The sequence below is a fragment of the Microbacterium sp. WCS2018Hpa-23 genome (assembly GCF_031843845.1).
In the GTDB taxonomy this organism is placed as follows: domain Bacteria; phylum Actinomycetota; class Actinomycetes; order Actinomycetales; family Microbacteriaceae; genus Microbacterium.
Map to the genome: position 1 here is coordinate 242836 of NZ_JAVTIZ010000004.1, position 13903 is coordinate 256738.

General features: G+C 66.7%; 15 protein-coding genes. 8 read left to right on the forward strand and 7 right to left on the reverse strand.

Annotated elements, in window-relative coordinates; translation table 11 throughout:
• Window positions 1–2: 2 nt before the first annotated feature.
• The 4 genes from RQG77_RS08685 to rpsA form a co-directional block, all read right to left on the reverse strand.
• Window positions 3–863 (reverse strand): ABC transporter permease, encoded by an 861-nt coding sequence (locus RQG77_RS08685; protein WP_396653399.1) that lies wholly within the window; start codon window positions 861–863, stop codon window positions 3–5.
• Entirely contained in the window at window positions 860–1906 is a 1047-nt protein-coding gene (locus tag RQG77_RS08690) for an aliphatic sulfonate ABC transporter substrate-binding protein (protein ID WP_311244364.1), read from the reverse strand. Before RQG77_RS08690 ends, RQG77_RS08685 begins: the two co-directional genes overlap by 4 nt.
• The gene (locus RQG77_RS08695; RefSeq protein WP_311244365.1) at window positions 1903–2757 is read right to left on the reverse strand and encodes an ABC transporter ATP-binding protein; all 855 of its coding nucleotides are present in this window, start codon (window positions 2755–2757) and stop codon (window positions 1903–1905) included. Before RQG77_RS08695 ends, RQG77_RS08690 begins: the two co-directional genes overlap by 4 nt.
• 145 nt (window positions 2758–2902) lie before the next feature.
• On the reverse strand, window positions 2903–4357 hold the full coding sequence (rpsA, locus tag RQG77_RS08700) for a 30S ribosomal protein S1 (protein WP_120493468.1): 1455 nt from the start codon (window positions 4355–4357) through the stop codon (window positions 2903–2905).
• Between the two features lie 204 nt (window positions 4358–4561).
• On the opposite strand from rpsA, the gene RQG77_RS08705 reads away from it, so the two are divergent.
• Complete coding sequence (locus RQG77_RS08705) at window positions 4562–5497, forward strand: 5'-3' exonuclease (protein ID WP_311244366.1); 936 nt, start codon at window positions 4562–4564, stop codon at window positions 5495–5497.
• Between the two features lies 1 nt (window position 5498).
• Here RQG77_RS08705 and RQG77_RS08710 read toward each other — a convergent pair whose 3' ends face one another.
• Together RQG77_RS08710 and trpD are read right to left on the reverse strand one after the other, a co-directional pair.
• Window positions 5499–6485: a PHP domain-containing protein gene (locus RQG77_RS08710; RefSeq protein WP_311244367.1), complete on the reverse strand. Its 987-nt coding sequence runs from the start codon at window positions 6483–6485 to the stop codon at window positions 5499–5501.
• A gap of 9 nt (window positions 6486–6494) precedes the next feature.
• Window positions 6495–7559 (reverse strand): anthranilate phosphoribosyltransferase, encoded by a 1065-nt coding sequence (trpD, locus tag RQG77_RS08715; RefSeq protein ID WP_311244368.1) that lies wholly within the window; start codon window positions 7557–7559, stop codon window positions 6495–6497.
• Window positions 7560–7751: 192 nt separating this feature from the next.
• On the opposite strand from trpD, the gene RQG77_RS08720 reads away from it, so the two are divergent.
• From RQG77_RS08720 to RQG77_RS08750, 7 genes are all read left to right on the forward strand, one after another.
• Entirely contained in the window at window positions 7752–8405 is a 654-nt protein-coding gene (locus tag RQG77_RS08720; RefSeq protein ID WP_311244369.1) for a heme-copper oxidase subunit III, read from the forward strand.
• 20 nt (window positions 8406–8425) lie between these two features.
• Window positions 8426–9229 (forward strand): cytochrome c, encoded by an 804-nt coding sequence (locus RQG77_RS08725; RefSeq protein WP_056516548.1) that lies wholly within the window; start codon window positions 8426–8428, stop codon window positions 9227–9229.
• Window positions 9230–9265: 36 nt separating this feature from the next.
• Window positions 9266–10342 carry a ubiquinol-cytochrome c reductase iron-sulfur subunit gene (locus tag RQG77_RS08730; RefSeq protein WP_056516544.1) on the forward strand — a complete coding sequence of 359 codons (1077 nt, stop codon included), beginning with the start codon at window positions 9266–9268 and terminating at the stop codon, window positions 10340–10342.
• A complete protein-coding gene (locus tag RQG77_RS08735) occupies window positions 10339–12153 on the forward strand; it encodes a ubiquinol-cytochrome c reductase cytochrome b subunit (RefSeq protein WP_311244370.1) in 1815 nt (604 codons plus the stop codon). Before RQG77_RS08730 ends, RQG77_RS08735 begins: the two co-directional genes overlap by 4 nt.
• 95 nt (window positions 12154–12248) lie before the next feature.
• Complete coding sequence (locus tag RQG77_RS08740; protein WP_311244371.1) at window positions 12249–12380, forward strand: hypothetical protein; 132 nt, start codon at window positions 12249–12251, stop codon at window positions 12378–12380.
• The gene (locus RQG77_RS08745; RefSeq protein ID WP_311244372.1) at window positions 12377–12883 is read left to right on the forward strand and encodes a GNAT family N-acetyltransferase; all 507 of its coding nucleotides are present in this window, start codon (window positions 12377–12379) and stop codon (window positions 12881–12883) included. The genes RQG77_RS08740 and RQG77_RS08745 overlap by 4 nt, the downstream gene beginning before the upstream one ends.
• A gap of 86 nt (window positions 12884–12969) precedes the next feature.
• The gene (locus RQG77_RS08750) at window positions 12970–13389 is read left to right on the forward strand and encodes a rhodanese-like domain-containing protein (RefSeq protein WP_311244373.1); all 420 of its coding nucleotides are present in this window, start codon (window positions 12970–12972) and stop codon (window positions 13387–13389) included.
• Between the two features lie 79 nt (window positions 13390–13468).
• Here the strand turns inward: RQG77_RS08750 and RQG77_RS08755 are convergent, their stop codons facing one another.
• On the reverse strand, window positions 13469–13903 hold the full coding sequence (locus tag RQG77_RS08755; RefSeq protein ID WP_311244374.1) for a cytochrome c oxidase subunit 4: 435 nt from the start codon (window positions 13901–13903) through the stop codon (window positions 13469–13471).

Consider the following 13903-nt stretch of genomic DNA (forward strand, 5'->3'; position numbering starts at 1 on the left):
GGTCACACCCACCGTCGGAGCAGATACTTCTCGACCAGCACGAGAAGAGCGTTGGTGATCGTGCCGAGAAGCGCGAGCAGGACGATCGACAGGATGATCCTGTCGACGCGTCCGCTGTTCTGCGAATCCGTGAGCAGGAACCCGAGTCCCATCGACGAGGCGATCAGCTCTGCGGCGACGAGGAAGAGCCAGGCCTGTGCGAGTGCGAGCCGGAGGCCTGCGACCACAGACGGCACGACCGCGGGCAGCTGCACGGTGCGGAAGAGCGACCAGCCGCGGAGGCTGAACGAGCGTCCCGCCTCGACGAGCTGGGGATCGACGTGTCGGAGGGCCGATGCGACGGTGGTGTAGACCGGGAAGAACGCACCGATGGCGATCAGGGTCACCTTGGACTCCTCCCCGATCTGCATCCAGAGGATCAGGAGCGGCACCCAGGCCAGAGACGGGACCGCACGAACGGCCGAGAGCGTGGGACTCAGCAGCACGTCGCCGATCTTCGAGAGCCCGACGATCCCCGCGATCGCGAGTCCGATCACGGATCCGATCGCGAAGCCGAGCAGCACACGCTGCACCGAGATCGCGATGTGGGTCCAGAGCAGACCCCGCTCGGCCAGTTCGACGCCGGCGGCGAAGACGGACGCCGGGGACGGGAGGAGGTAGGGAGCGACGAGTCCGGTGGTCGTGACGACCTGCCAGGCGACGATGATGAGGGCGGGCAGCAGGAATCCGCCGATGACGCGAACCACCGGACGGTCCCACGCATGCCGCGCGCCCACCTCGGTGCGCCGACGGACGCCACGAGCGGCGTCGAGCGCCTCCCGCGCGTCCGCCGGCACCACCACGAGCTGGTCGGGAAGACTCACTCGCCCCCGACCGCCTTCTCTGCGAAGGTGGCGTTCACGATCGAGTCCAGCGCCTTGTCGACCGAGTCCTTGCCGCCCTGGACATCACCGGAGTCGACGAGCACGGGAGCGATCTTCTCGAGCACCGCGACCTGGTCGTCTCCCGGGATGCCGCTCACATCGAGGTTCGAGCGCTCGGTGATGACGGTCTTCGCGACCTCGATGTCGATGCCCGCGACCTCGGCCAGCAGCGCGGCCGTTTCGTCGGGGTTTTCGAGGGCCCACTCGCGCGCCTGCTCGTAGGCGTCGACGACGGCCTGCGCGAGATCGGCGTGGTTCTCGATGAAGTCCTCGGTGGCGTTCAGGAATCCGTAGGTGTTGAAGTCGACGTTGCGGTAGATGAGCCGGTCGCCCGACTCCACCTCGGCCGCGGCCATGATCGGGTCGAGGCCCGCCCAGGCGTCGACCGAGCCGCCGTCGAGCGCTGCGCGTCCGTCAGCGTGCTGGAGGTTCTGCACCTCGACGTCGTCGACCGAGAGGCCGGCTTCCTCGAGGGACTGCAGCAGGAAGAAGTAGGGGTCGGTGCCCTTGGTCGCTGCGACCGACTTGCCCGCGAGATCCTCGACCGAGGTGATGTCGCTGTCGGGACCGACGACGATGGCAGACCACTCGGGCTGCGAGAAGATGTCGATGACCTGAATGGGCGAGCCGTTCGCGCGGGCGAGCAGCGCTGCGGAGCCGGCGGTCGAGCCCACGTCGATCGATCCGGAGCGCAGCAGCTCGTTCGCCTTGTTGGAGCCGGCGGACTGCACCCACTCGACGTCGACGTCGTCGCCCAGGATCTCCTCGAGGATCCCCTGGTCGCGGATGACGAGGCTCAGCGGGTTGTAAGTGGCGAAGTCGATCGACAGCGTGTCGGACGACCACTCGCCGGTGGCGGCGGCATCGTCCTTCGACGTGTCGGAAGCCGTGGCGTTCTCCCCGGCGACGCAACCGGACGCGACGAGCATCATCGTCCCGGCGATGGCGATCGCGGGGAAGATTCGGCGTGTGATGGTGCTCATCGGGTCTCCTCGGTGGCGGTGCTGTGGTGGGTGTCGACGCCGAGTCCCTCGAGGAGCTCGGCGCGGAGGTCCGCGAGGCCGCGATCGGCACGGTCGCGGGGGCGGATGCCGGGAACCGTGATCGTGCGCGCGATCGAGGGCGCGTCCGTCTCGGCGTCGCCGACCAGCGTGCGCAGCAGCAGCACGCGATCGGCCAGGTAGAGGGCCTCTTCGACGTCGTGGGTGACGAGGAGGACGGTCGTGGGCTCTGCGGCGTGGATCTTCAGGAGGAGATCGTGCATCCGCAGTCGCGTGAGGGCGTCGAGCGCGCCGAAGGGCTCGTCCAGGAGGAGGACGCCGGGGTTGCGAGCGAGCGCCCGGGCGAGCGAGGCGCGCTGCGCCATTCCACCCGACACCTCTCGCGGACGCTGGTCTGCGGCCTGCTCGAGACCGACGAGTTCGAGCAGCTCGCGCACGCGTTCGCGGCCTTCACGTCGCGCGGTGCCGCGGGGCAGCCCGAGCTCGACGTTCTGCGCGATGGTCCGCCAGGGCAGGAGCCGGGGCTCCTGGAAGGCGATCGCGGTGCGCTCATCGACGTCCGCGACGCCCGAGTCATCGAGCAGGATGCGGCCGCCCGTCGGCGCATCCAGCCCACCGACCAGACGCAGGAGCGTGGACTTGCCGCATCCGGAAGGTCCCACGATCGCAACGATCTCACCGGCTGCGACATCGACATCGACACCTCGGAGGACGTCGCGCCGACCGCGAGCGACGGGGAAGCTCCGCTCCACCCCATGCAGGCGCACGGGCTGCGCGGTACCGGCGATCGCCGGGCCGTGTGCCGTGGACGGCGCCGAGAGCAGAGAGGTCATACCCCCATGCTGGCCAACCCGCCGGAATGTTACGAATGCGGACGTAATGTTCGGTCACGTAGCCCTGCACGCCGCACGGATACGGGTGGATACGCGGAACGGGCCGCCACCCCGAAGGATGACGGCCCGTTCCTGAGCGTGATGCTTAAGCGTTGCCGCCCGACAGCTTCTCGCGGAGAGCCGCGAGAGCCTCGTCGTCAGCGAGCGTGCCCGCGCCTGCGGCCTCGCTCGAGAAGACCTGGCCACCGAAGTCGTCGCCAGCGGCTGCCTCAGCCTCGGCTGCCTTGGCAACCTGAGCCTTGTGAGCCTCCCAGCGAGCCTGGGCTGCAGCGTACTCCTGCTCCCATGCCTCGCGCTGGGTGTCGAAGCCGTCCTTCCACGCACCGGTCTCGGGGTCGAAGCCCTCCGGGTACTTGTACTCGCCGGCCTCGTCGTACTCGGCGAGCATGCCGTAGAGCGCCGGGTCGAACTCGGTGCCGTTGACGTCGACTGCCTCGTTCGCCTGCTTCAGCGAGAGCGAGATGCGGCGACGCTCGAGGTCGATGTCGATGACCTTGACGAAGACCTCTTCGCCGACCGACACGACCTGCTCGGCCAGCTCGACGTGCTTGCTGGAGAGCTCGGAGATGTGGACGAGGCCCTCGATGCCGTCTGCGACGCGCACGAACGCACCGAACGGAACGAGCTTGGTGACCTTACCCGGCGTGACCTGACCGATCGCGTGGGTACGGGCGAAGACCTGCCACGGGTCCTCCTGCGTCGCCTTGAGCGACAAGGAGACGCGCTCGCGGTCGAGGTCGACCTCGAGGATCTCGACGGTGACCTCCTGGCCCACCTCGACGACCTCGGAGGCGTGCTCGATGTGCTTCCAGGACAGCTCGGAGACGTGCACGAGGCCGTCCACGCCGCCCAGGTCGACGAACGCACCGAAGTTGACGATCGACGAGACGACACCCTTGCGGACCTGACCCTTGTGCAGGTTGTTCAGGAACGTGGTGCGCGACTCCGACTGCGTCTGCTCGAGCAGCGCACGGCGGCTGAGCACGACGTTGTTGCGGTTCTTGTCGAGCTCGAGGATCTTGGCCTCGATCTCCTGGCCGAGGTACGGCGTGAGGTCGCGGACGCGGCGCAGCTCGATGAGCGAAGCCGGGAGGAAGCCGCGGAGGCCGATGTCGACGATGAGTCCACCCTTGACGACCTCGATGACCGTACCGGTGACGACGCCGTCGTTCTCCTTGATCTTCTCGACGTCTCCCCAGGCACGCTCGTACTGAGCACGCTTCTTGGAGAGGATCAGACGGCCTTCCTTGTCCTCCTTCTGGAGAACCAGGGCCTCGACCTCGTCGCCGACCTTGACGACCTCGTTGGGGTCGACGTCGTGCTTGATCGAGAGCTCGCGGGAGGGGATGACACCCTCGGTCTTGTATCCGACATCGAGGAGGACCTCATCGCGGTCGATCTTGACGATCGTGCCTTCGATGATGTCGCCGTCGTTGAAGAACTTCAGGGTCTTCTCGACCGCGGCCAGGAAGTCCTCAGCAGATCCGATGTCGTTGATGGCGACCTGCTTGGTGGCCGGGGCGGTCGTTGCGGTAGTCATGTAGTGGGTTGTCCTTGTGAATGGAGACTCGGGCTGAGGGCTCCGGCCGCGCACGGCCGATCGCGAGCTCTGCAGCGATTGATGTGATTTCTGCCACCCGGGCATGCATGTGCACGCCACGAGTGACAATCAAGGCTATCAGATCTCGGGGCTGCGTGAAGGATGCAATACCACGCGCGGCCCGCGCGCTGACAGACTGTCGGCATGCCCCGCGCCGACAAGCTTCTCCTGCTCGACACCGCCAGTCTCTACTTCCGCGCCTTCTACGGCGTTCCCGACAAGGTGACGGCGCCGGACGGCTCCCCGATCAACGCGGCTCGCGGCCTGCTCGACATCATCGCGAAGCTCATCACCCTCTACGAGCCGACGCACGTGGTCGCCTGCTGGGATGACGACTGGCGGCCGCAGTGGAGGGTCGATCTGATCCCGAGCTACAAGTCGCACCGAGTCGTCGAGGTCGTGGCGACGGGCCCCGACGTCGAAGAGGTCCCGGATCCCCTCGAGGCGCAGATCCCGCTGATCCGTCAGACGCTCGGCCTCCTCGGCATCCCGATCATCGGTGTCGCCGAACACGAGGCCGACGACGTCATCGGCACCCTCGCCACGCACGCGACGATGCCCGTCGACATCGTCACGGGTGACCGCGACCTCTTCCAGCTGGTCGACGACGCGAGAGACGTCCGTGTCATCTATACGGCACGAGGCATGAGCAACCTCGAGATCGTGACGGATGCGGTCGTGGTGGCCAAGTACGGTGTCCTCCCCGGTCAGTATGCCGACTTCGCCACGATGCGCGGCGACGCGTCCGACGGGCTGCCAGGCGTAGCGGGGGTCGGCGAGAAGACCGCAGCGACCCTGCTGCAGTCGCACGGGGATCTCATCGGGATCCGCGCGGCAGCAGAAGCCGGAGAGGGTATGAGCGCCGGGGTCCGAGCGAAGATCCTCGCCGCGACCGGTTACCTCGACGTCGCCCCGACGGTCGTCGCCGTGGCCCCCGATCTCGACATCGTCGCGCCGACCGAGGCGCTGCGACCGCTCGACCCGGCCGAGGCGGACGCCGCGACGGCGCTCGCGGAGAAGTGGAATCTCGGAGGCTCGATGACGCGTGCCGTCGCCGCGATCGCGACTATCGAAGGCTGATTCAGTTCGCCCAGGCGAGCAGTCGATCGAGACCCCAGGTCGTGATGATGCGGGAGGCGGGTACTCCGGCCCGCTCCGCGCGCGCTGCGCCGTGGTCGAGCAGCGAGAGCTGACCCGGCGCGTGCGCATCGGAGTCGATCGAGAAGAGGCACCCAGCGTCGAGGGCGATCGCGATCAGCTCGTCAGGCGGGTCCTGACGCTCCGGCCGGGAATTGATCTCGACCGCGACGCCGTTCTCAGCGCAGGCCGAGAAGACTGCGCGGGCGTCGAACTGCGACTCCGGCCGAGTGCCCCGCTCCCCCTGCACGAGGCGGCCGGTGCAATGACCGAGCACGTTGACTCGCGGGTGCGACACGGCAGCTATCATCCGCGCCGTCATAGGCCTCGCCTCCATGCGCAGTTTCGAATGAACGGATGCCACGACGATGTCGAGCTCTCCGAGAAGCGAATCCTCCTGATCGAGGGCGCCGTCCTCGAGGATGTCGACCTCGATACCCGCAAGAAGGGTGAACCCGTCTCCCGACTCCGCCCGTACGAGGGGAATCTGCTCGCGGAGCCTCTCGGCAGAGAGTCCGCGGGCCACCCGGAGGCGCGGCGAGTGATCAGTGATCGCCTGATACTCGTGCCCGAGCGCTCGCGCCGCCTCCGCCATGACGGCGATGGGTGTCGTGCCGTCGGACCAATCGGTGTGTGCGTGCAGGTCACCGCGGAGCTTGGCGCGCAGTTGCGACATCTTCTCGGGCTCGACCTCTCCGCGGAGCTCGACGAGATACTCCGGGACCTCTCCGGCCTGCGCCTGCCGGATGACGCCGAAGGTCGACTCCCCTATGCCCTTGGCGGCGCGCAGCCTGGTGGGGTCCTCACGGACCTCCTCGGGCAGTTGCTGCAGAGTCGCCGCCGCCTGGCGGAACGCCTTCGCCCGGTAGCGCGAAGCCCGTTCGCGCTCCAGCAGAGACGCGATCTCGAGCAGTGCGGCGACGGGGTCCATAAGTCTTCCCTACGCGGAGGCGAGCTCTCGGCTCACACTGATCCACTCGTCCAGCTTCGCGATTGCGCGGCCGTCGTCCACCGCGGCGGCCGCACGCTCGTATCCCTCGCGCAGGCGCTCCAGGATCGGACGCTGGACCTGCGTGGCATCCTGCGACAGCTCGAACGCGACGATCCCTGCAGCGGCGTTCAGCAGCACGATGTCGCGCACAGCGCCCTTCTCGCCGTCGAGCGTCCTGCGCAGGATCTCCGCATTGTGGTCGGGGGTGCCGCCGATCAGGTCGGCGAGGTCGGCGACCGGAATGCCGAGGTCACGCGGATCGAGATCGTGCTCGTGGATGTCGCCCCGGGTGACCTCCCAGATGCGGCTGTGACCGGTCGTGGTGAGTTCGTCCAGGCCGTCGTCTCCGCGGAACACCAGCGCTGTCGCGCCGCGCGTGCGGAACACCCCGGTGATGAGCGGGACGCGCTCGAGCTGCGCCACGCCGACGGCGTTGGCCTCGGCTCGGGCGGGGTTGCACAGCGGGCCGAGCATGTTGAACACCGTCGGCACCCCGAGCTCTGCGCGGACGGCGCCCGCGTGCTTGAAGCCGGGATGGAAGGCGCCGGCCCAGGCGAAGGTGATGCCGGTGCGATCGAGGATCGACGACACCGCGGCAGGGTCGAGGGTGAGCTCGAGCCCGAGAGCGCTCAGCACATCCGATGATCCGGAGGCGGAACTCGCGGCCCGGTTGCCGTGCTTGACGACGGGAACGCCGGTGGCGCCGATGATGACCGCTGCGGTCGTCGACACGTTGACCGTGCCGACCCGGTCGCCGCCGGTGCCGACGATGTCGAGCACGTTCGGGGACACGGGAAGCGGAACAGCCGCCTCGAGGATTGCGTCACGGAACCCGACGATCTCATCGATCGTCTCTCCCTTGGCTCGCAGTGCCACGAGGAACCCCGCGAGCTGCGCCTCGGTCACGTCGCCGCGCATGATCTGGCGCATGGCCCAGGTGGACTCCCAGACGCTGAGGTCGCGGCGCTCCAAGAGAGTGGTGAGCACGTCGGACCAGGTCAGGGAATCAGCCATGTGTGCGATCCTATCGGCGCCGGGAAAACGTGCAGACTCTTCCGCACGGGCACTCCCACCCGCAGCTCCCCCTGTTTCCCGCGGATTCACCGAGGATTCGCAGTGTTTTCTTAGGGTTGCCTAAGTCGCATGACAGCGAATCGGGGGCCTCCGGTGCGAGAATCACGCCCGAGGATCGGCCATAATGGAAGGGTGACGACCTCAGCGACGTATGCCCCGGCGGCAAGAACGATCAAGCGCCCCAACCCGGTAGCTGTCGGCACCATTGTGTGGCTCGGCAGCGAGGTGATGTTCTTCGCGGGACTCTTCGCGATCTACTTCACTCTGCGCAGCACCTCACCGGAGCTCTGGGCCGACCGCACCGAACTGCTGAACGTCCCGTTCGCGTTCGTCAACACGGCGATCCTGGTGTTCTCCTCCTTCACGTGCCAGATGGGCGTGTTCGCGGCAGAGGACCTGCAGCCGTACCGCATCGCCAAGGGGCAGAAGAACGGCGCCGGCCGCCGTCGCCTCTTCGGCTGGGGCATGGTCGAGTGGTTCTTCCTCACCTTCGCTCTCGGCGCGATCTTCGTGTCCGGCCAGGTGTGGGAGTACGCGCAGCTCGTCGCTGAGGGCATGCCGATCAACGCCGACTCCTACGCATCCGCGTTCTACCTGACGACCGGCTTCCACGCCCTCCACGTCACCGGCGGCCTCATCGCGTTCCTCCTCGTCATCGGCCGCGCATACGCCGTCAAGAATTTCCGGCACAAGGAGGCGACCTCCTCGATCGTGGTGTCCTACTACTGGCACTTCGTCGACGTCGTCTGGATCGTGCTGTTCGTCGTTATCTACTTCCTGAAATAAGAGCGGAGCTGATCCCCGAGATGGCACGAGAGAAGAAGCGCCGTTCGAACGGCCGTCGCAGTCCCCTGGCTGCGGTGGCACTCATCGGAGCAGGCCTCATGATCACCGGCGCCGTGTACGCCGGAACATCCGCAGCCTTCGCTGCGACCGACACGCAGACCACCGCTGAGAGCACCCTCACCGTCGAAGACGGAGAGAAGCTGTTCACGGCGAACTGCGCCACCTGCCACGGCCTCGACCTGCAGGGCACCCCGAACGGCCCCAGCCTCTACGGTGTGGGCGAGCTCGCGACCGAGTTCCAGCTGTCCACGGGACGCATGCCGCTGCAGATGCAGGGACCGCAGGCACCGCAGAAGACGCCGCAGTTCACGGAGGACCAGATCCTGGCGATCTCGTCGTTCGTCCAGGAGTCCGCGCCCGGCCCGACCTTCCCCGAGGAGCACATCCTCGACGGAGGCGGCGACGTCGCGAACGGCGCCGAGCTGTTCCGCGTCAACTGCGCCATGTGCCACAACGTGGCCGCAGCCGGTGGTGCACTCACCGAGGGCAAGTACGCCCCGGCCCTGACCGAGACCAGCGCGCTGCACATGTACGCCGCCATGGTCACCGGTCCCCAGAACATGCCCGTCTTCGGCGACATGAACCTGTCGGACGAAGACAAGCGCGACATCATCTCGGCTCTGCTCTACCAGCAGCAGTCCGTGCAGATCGGCGGATTCTCGCTCGGTTCGCTGGGTCCCGTCTCCGAGGGCCTGTTCGTCTGGATCTTCGGCATCGGCGCGCTCGTCGCCATCACCGTGTGGATCACGGCGAAGTCCAACTGACGCTTATTCATCGAAGAGGAACGTACGAGGAGCACCATGGCACACGACGACGACTCGCAGGCTCTTGACAGGGCCTACCAGCCCTCTCCGGGGCTGGGTGTCGCAGTCAGCGATCCCGTGCAGAACCCCGGGCTGCCGCCGCACCGCGAGCGGATGACCGACAAGGACCCGCGCGCTGAGAAGGCTGCGGAGCGCACGGTCTACACCCTGTTCTACCTCTCGCTGGCAGGAAGCATCTGGGCGGTCGCCGCCTACATGCTCTTCCCCATCGAGAGCGGCGCGCTCATCGACATCCGTCAGAACAACCTCTTCATCGGTCTGGGCATCGCACTCGCGCTGCTCTCGATCGGCATCGGGGCGATCCACTGGTCCAAGGCGCTCATGAGCGACAAGGAGCACATCGAGTACCGCCACCCCACCCGTGGCAAGGAGTCGACGCGCGAAGCGGTCATCGAGGCTTTCGAGACCGCCAACGAGGAGTCCGGCTTCGGCCGTCGCACCATGATCCGCAACTCGCTGTTCGCAGCGATCGTGGCGTCGATCATCCCCGGCGTGACCCTGTTCCGTGGCCTCGCCCCGCACAGCACCCCTGACGACCCCACGGCGGGCGACCCTGTCGCACTGCTGAAGCACACGATGTGGGAGAAGGGTCAGCGTCTCGTTCGCGACCCCGACGGAACCCCCATCCGCGCCGCCGACGTCACCCTCGGATCCGCGTTCCACGTGATCCCCGAGGACCTCGCCGACCTCAGCCACCACGACGGCTACCTCGAGGAGAAGGCCAAGGCCATCGTGCTGATGATGCGCCTCCGCCCCGAGCAGCTCGTCGAGGCCGAGGACCGCAAGGACTGGTCGTACGACGGCATCGTCGCGTACTCCAAGGTCTGCACCCACGTCGGCTGCCCTGTCGCTCTCTACGAGCAGCAGACGCACCACCTCCTGTGCCCCTGCCACCAGTCGCAGTTCGACGTCACGGATCACGCCAAGGTCATCTTCGGCCCGGCCGCACGCCCGCTGCCGCAGCTGCCCATCACCGTCGACGACGAGGGCTACCTCGTCGCACGCAGTGACTTCACCGAGCCCGTCGGCCCGAGCTTCTGGGAGCGCCATTGAGCACCGCAACGCTGTCCAAAGAGGACAAGGACAACAAGGCGCCCCTCGGCGGCCGATTCGTCGGCGCCGCGTCGAACTACATCGATGAGCGCACCAGCATCTCCGGCTTCGTCAAGGAGCTCGGACGCAAGATCTTCCCCGACCACTGGTCGTTCATGCTCGGCGAGATCGCGCTGTGGAGCTTCGTGGTCGTGTTCCTCTCCGGAACCTTCCTGACGTTCTTCTTCGAGGCGTCGATGGTCGAGACCCACTACACCGGTGCCTACGCCCCGATGCGCGGCATCGCGATGTCGGCGGCGCTCGAGTCGTCGCTGAACATCTCGTTCGACCTCCGCGGTGGTCTCCTGGTCCGCCAGATCCACCACTGGGCCGCCCTGGTCTTCGTCGCCGGCATCGGCGTGCACATGCTGCGCGTCTTCTTCACCGGCGCGTTCCGCAAGCCGCGTGAGCTCAACTGGGTGATCGGCTTCGTGCTGTTCATCCTCGCGATGGCCGAGGGCTTCACCGGATACTCGCTGCCTGACGACCTGCTGTCGGGCAACGGCCTCCGCATCATCGACGGAATGGTGAAGGGCATCCCCCTCATCGGCACGTGGACATCGTTCCTGCTCTTCGGCGGGGAGTTCCCCGGCACGGCGATCGTGGGTCGCCTCTACACGCTGCACATCCTGCTGCTGCCGATGCTGGTCATCGCGCTGATCGTCGTGCACCTGATGCTGATGATCGTCAACAAGCACACGCAGTTCGCCGGTCCCGGCCGCACGAACGACAACGTCGTGGGCTACCCGATGATGCCGGTCTACATGTCGAAGATGGGCGGTTACCTGTTCATCGTCTTCGGCACCATCGTGCTGATCGCGACGTTCTTCCAGATCAACCCGATCTGGAACTACGGTCCCTACGACCCGTCCCCCGTCTCCGCCGGTACTCAGCCTGACTGGTACATCGGATTCGCTGACGGTGCTCTGCGTCTGGCTCCCTCAAACCTCGACATCGTGTTCCTCGACCACACCTGGTCCTTCGGAATCCTGCTGCCGCTGGTCGTCCTCGGGCTGTTCATCGTCCTCGTCGCGATCTACCCCTTCATCGAGGCGTGGGTCACCGGAGACAAGCGCGAGCACCACATCGCTCAGCGTCCGCGCAACGCGGCGACCCGCACCGCCATCGGCGTCGCCGGCGTCGTCTTCTACGCGGTGCTGTGGGCTGCGGCATCCTCGGACCTCATCGCGACGCACTTCATGCTGACGATGGAGGGCGTGATCCACGCACTCCAGGCGCTGCTGTTCGTCGGACCTGTACTCGGGTACTTCGTGGCGAAGCGCATCGCGCTCGCTCTGCAGAAGAAGGATCGCGAGATCGTCCTCCACGGCTTCGAGTCGGGCCGCATCGTCCGCCTTCCCGGTGGCGAGTTCATCGAGGTGCACCAGCCGGTCGACAAGTACGACCGCTGGAAGCTCATCGATGTCGACGGCTACGAGCCGCTAGTCGTCCGCCCGAACGCGAAGGGACGCATCTCGTGGACCGAGAACCTGCGGTCCTCCATCTCGCGCTGGTTCTTCGAGGATCGTCTGGCCCCGCTCACGCAGGCTGAGGTCGAGGCTGCGGATGCTCACCAGCACCACGTCGAGGCTCACAACGACGAGACCGAGGCCGCAGAGATCCAGGGCGCTCACGAGCGTGCAGGATTCCCTGACGCGCCCCTGACCGTGAGTGAGACCCACATCGACGAGACGTCGAACACCCCCAGCACGGTCATCTCGACCGAGCCGGTGAAGAAGCCTCGTAAGAAGAAATCGGAGGACGGCGAATAAGACCGCCGCTCCCCCACGAAGAAGGCCCTGTCCGATTCGGACAGGGCCTTCTTCGTGTCCGGGACCTTCCCAACTGAGCGTGGAAGGATCGTGACATGAGCTCAGCAGTACAACTCATCCGTTCCGCCGATCTCGTCGCTGCGCCCTACGCCTACGCGGTGCGCGGCTACGATCACCAGCTGGTCGAGATAGAAGCGATCGCAGCCGTCGCGGAGGAGACACGATGAACGGCGGCACCATCCGTGCGGCCGTCTCCGAGGACGCGGAGGTTCTGCACGCCATCGAGGCGCACGCAGACGCGCTTCTGATCGACAGTCTGGGAGCACCGGAATGGCCGCCGCCCGGCAACGGTGCTGAGCGACTCGGAGCGCCCGGCTTCGTCCTGGTCATCGAGGACCCCGAGGACTCCTCCCCCGTCGGCTTCGTCCATGTCCTCGACGCCGACGGCCACGCCCACCTCGAGCAGCTGTCCGTCCTCCCCTCCTCCGGTCGGAAGGGCTACGGGCGCCGCCTCGTCGGCGCAGCTCTGGACGAAGCCCGCGAACGCGGCTACAGGCGAATGTCTCTGCGGACCTATGCCGAGGTCCCGTGGAACGCCCCGTTCTACGCTTCGTGCGGATTCCTCGAGAGCATCCCGGAGACACCGTTCCAGCGTGGCCTCGTGGACACCGAGGCCTCACTCTCGCTCGACCGTTACGGACGGCGCGTGCAGATGACCGTGGAGCTCTGAACACTCACTTCGAGATTGGCGGATTCCCGTGCGCCCACGTCCGGAAGACGAGGGCGCACAAGGGAACGCGTCCCTACGCTGGGATCATGATCGATCGCGCAGACTACTTCGCCGCCAAACTCGCCTACGAGACCGACGCCAGCGACGTCCATGCCGCTCTGAAGGCCGGCGAGAAGATCGTGGTCATCGATGTGCGCTCTGACGAGGCCTGGGCCCAGGGGCGCGTCTCAGGCGCCGTCCATATGCATTACAGCGAGATCGCGGCCCGCGCTCCGGTCGAGGTTCCCGCCGATGCCGCGGTCGTCGTCTACTGCTGGAGCCCCGGGTGCAACGCCGGAGCGAAGGGCGCCAGGGAGTTCGCCGCACTCGGGTATGAGGTGCGCGAGATGATCGGCGGCTTCGAGTACTGGGTTCGCGAGGGCTATCCGGTGGCGGACGCGGACGGCGTGCACCACCGCCCTGTCGATCCGCTCACCGGTGTGGCTCGGGTGCGCACGAAGGCATAGCGTCGCCCACGGTTCATCCGAGCTGCGGGATACACGAAAGGCCCCTGGGATCAGATCCCAGGGGCCTTCTTCGAGAATCTCAGCGGGCGAAGTTGCCGCGGTAGTACTCGTACACCCAGCCGACGATCGCGACCACGAAGATCGCCAGGCCGATCGGGAGCAGGAACTGTCCGACTGCGAGTCCCACCACGAAGATGCCGGCGGATCCAGCGAGCACGATCGGCCACCAGGACCAGGGGCTGAACTCGCCGAGCTCGGGGTCACCGTCGTCGATGTCGCTCGTCAGGATGTCTTCCGGCAGCTCACCGTTCTGCGCCTTGTGCGTGCGATCGAGGTAGAACGCGATCAGCGCACCCATGAAGGCTGCGAAGAACAGCGCCACGGTACCGACCCATTCGATGCGCTCGGCGAAGTTCTCCGATGGAGTCGCCAGGATGTGCCAGCCGGTGTAGACGACTCCGACCAGTGCGAAGAACGCGGTCAGGATCCACCAGAGAATGACGTTGTCGCGCAT

Bases quoted from the DNA above. Each gene is read 5' to 3' on its own strand.
- RQG77_RS08730 (WP_056516544.1), top strand. From the start codon at position 9,266: ATGGCACACGACGACGACTCGCAGGCTCTTGACAGGGCCTACCAGCCC.
- RQG77_RS08690 (WP_311244364.1), bottom strand. From the start codon at position 1,906: ATGAGCACCATCACACGCCGAATCTTCCCCGCGATCGCCATCGCCGGG.
- RQG77_RS08695 (WP_311244365.1), bottom strand. From the start codon at position 2,757: ATGACCTCTCTGCTCTCGGCGCCGTCCACGGCACACGGCCCGGCGATC.
- rpsA (WP_120493468.1), bottom strand. From the start codon at position 4,357: ATGACTACCGCAACGACCGCCCCGGCCACCAAGCAGGTCGCCATCAAC.
- RQG77_RS08710 (WP_311244367.1), bottom strand. From the start codon at position 6,485: ATGGACCCCGTCGCCGCACTGCTCGAGATCGCGTCTCTGCTGGAGCGC.
- RQG77_RS08755 (WP_311244374.1), bottom strand. From the start codon at position 13,903: ATGCGCGACAACGTCATTCTCTGGTGGATCCTGACCGCGTTCTTCGCA.
- RQG77_RS08745 (WP_311244372.1), top strand. From the start codon at position 12,377: ATGAACGGCGGCACCATCCGTGCGGCCGTCTCCGAGGACGCGGAGGTT.
- trpD (WP_311244368.1), bottom strand. From the start codon at position 7,559: ATGGCTGATTCCCTGACCTGGTCCGACGTGCTCACCACTCTCTTGGAG.
- RQG77_RS08750 (WP_311244373.1), top strand. From the start codon at position 12,970: ATGATCGATCGCGCAGACTACTTCGCCGCCAAACTCGCCTACGAGACC.
- RQG77_RS08705 (WP_311244366.1), top strand. From the start codon at position 4,562: ATGCCCCGCGCCGACAAGCTTCTCCTGCTCGACACCGCCAGTCTCTAC.
- RQG77_RS08725 (WP_056516548.1), top strand. From the start codon at position 8,426: ATGGCACGAGAGAAGAAGCGCCGTTCGAACGGCCGTCGCAGTCCCCTG.
- RQG77_RS08740 (WP_311244371.1), top strand. From the start codon at position 12,249: ATGAGCTCAGCAGTACAACTCATCCGTTCCGCCGATCTCGTCGCTGCG.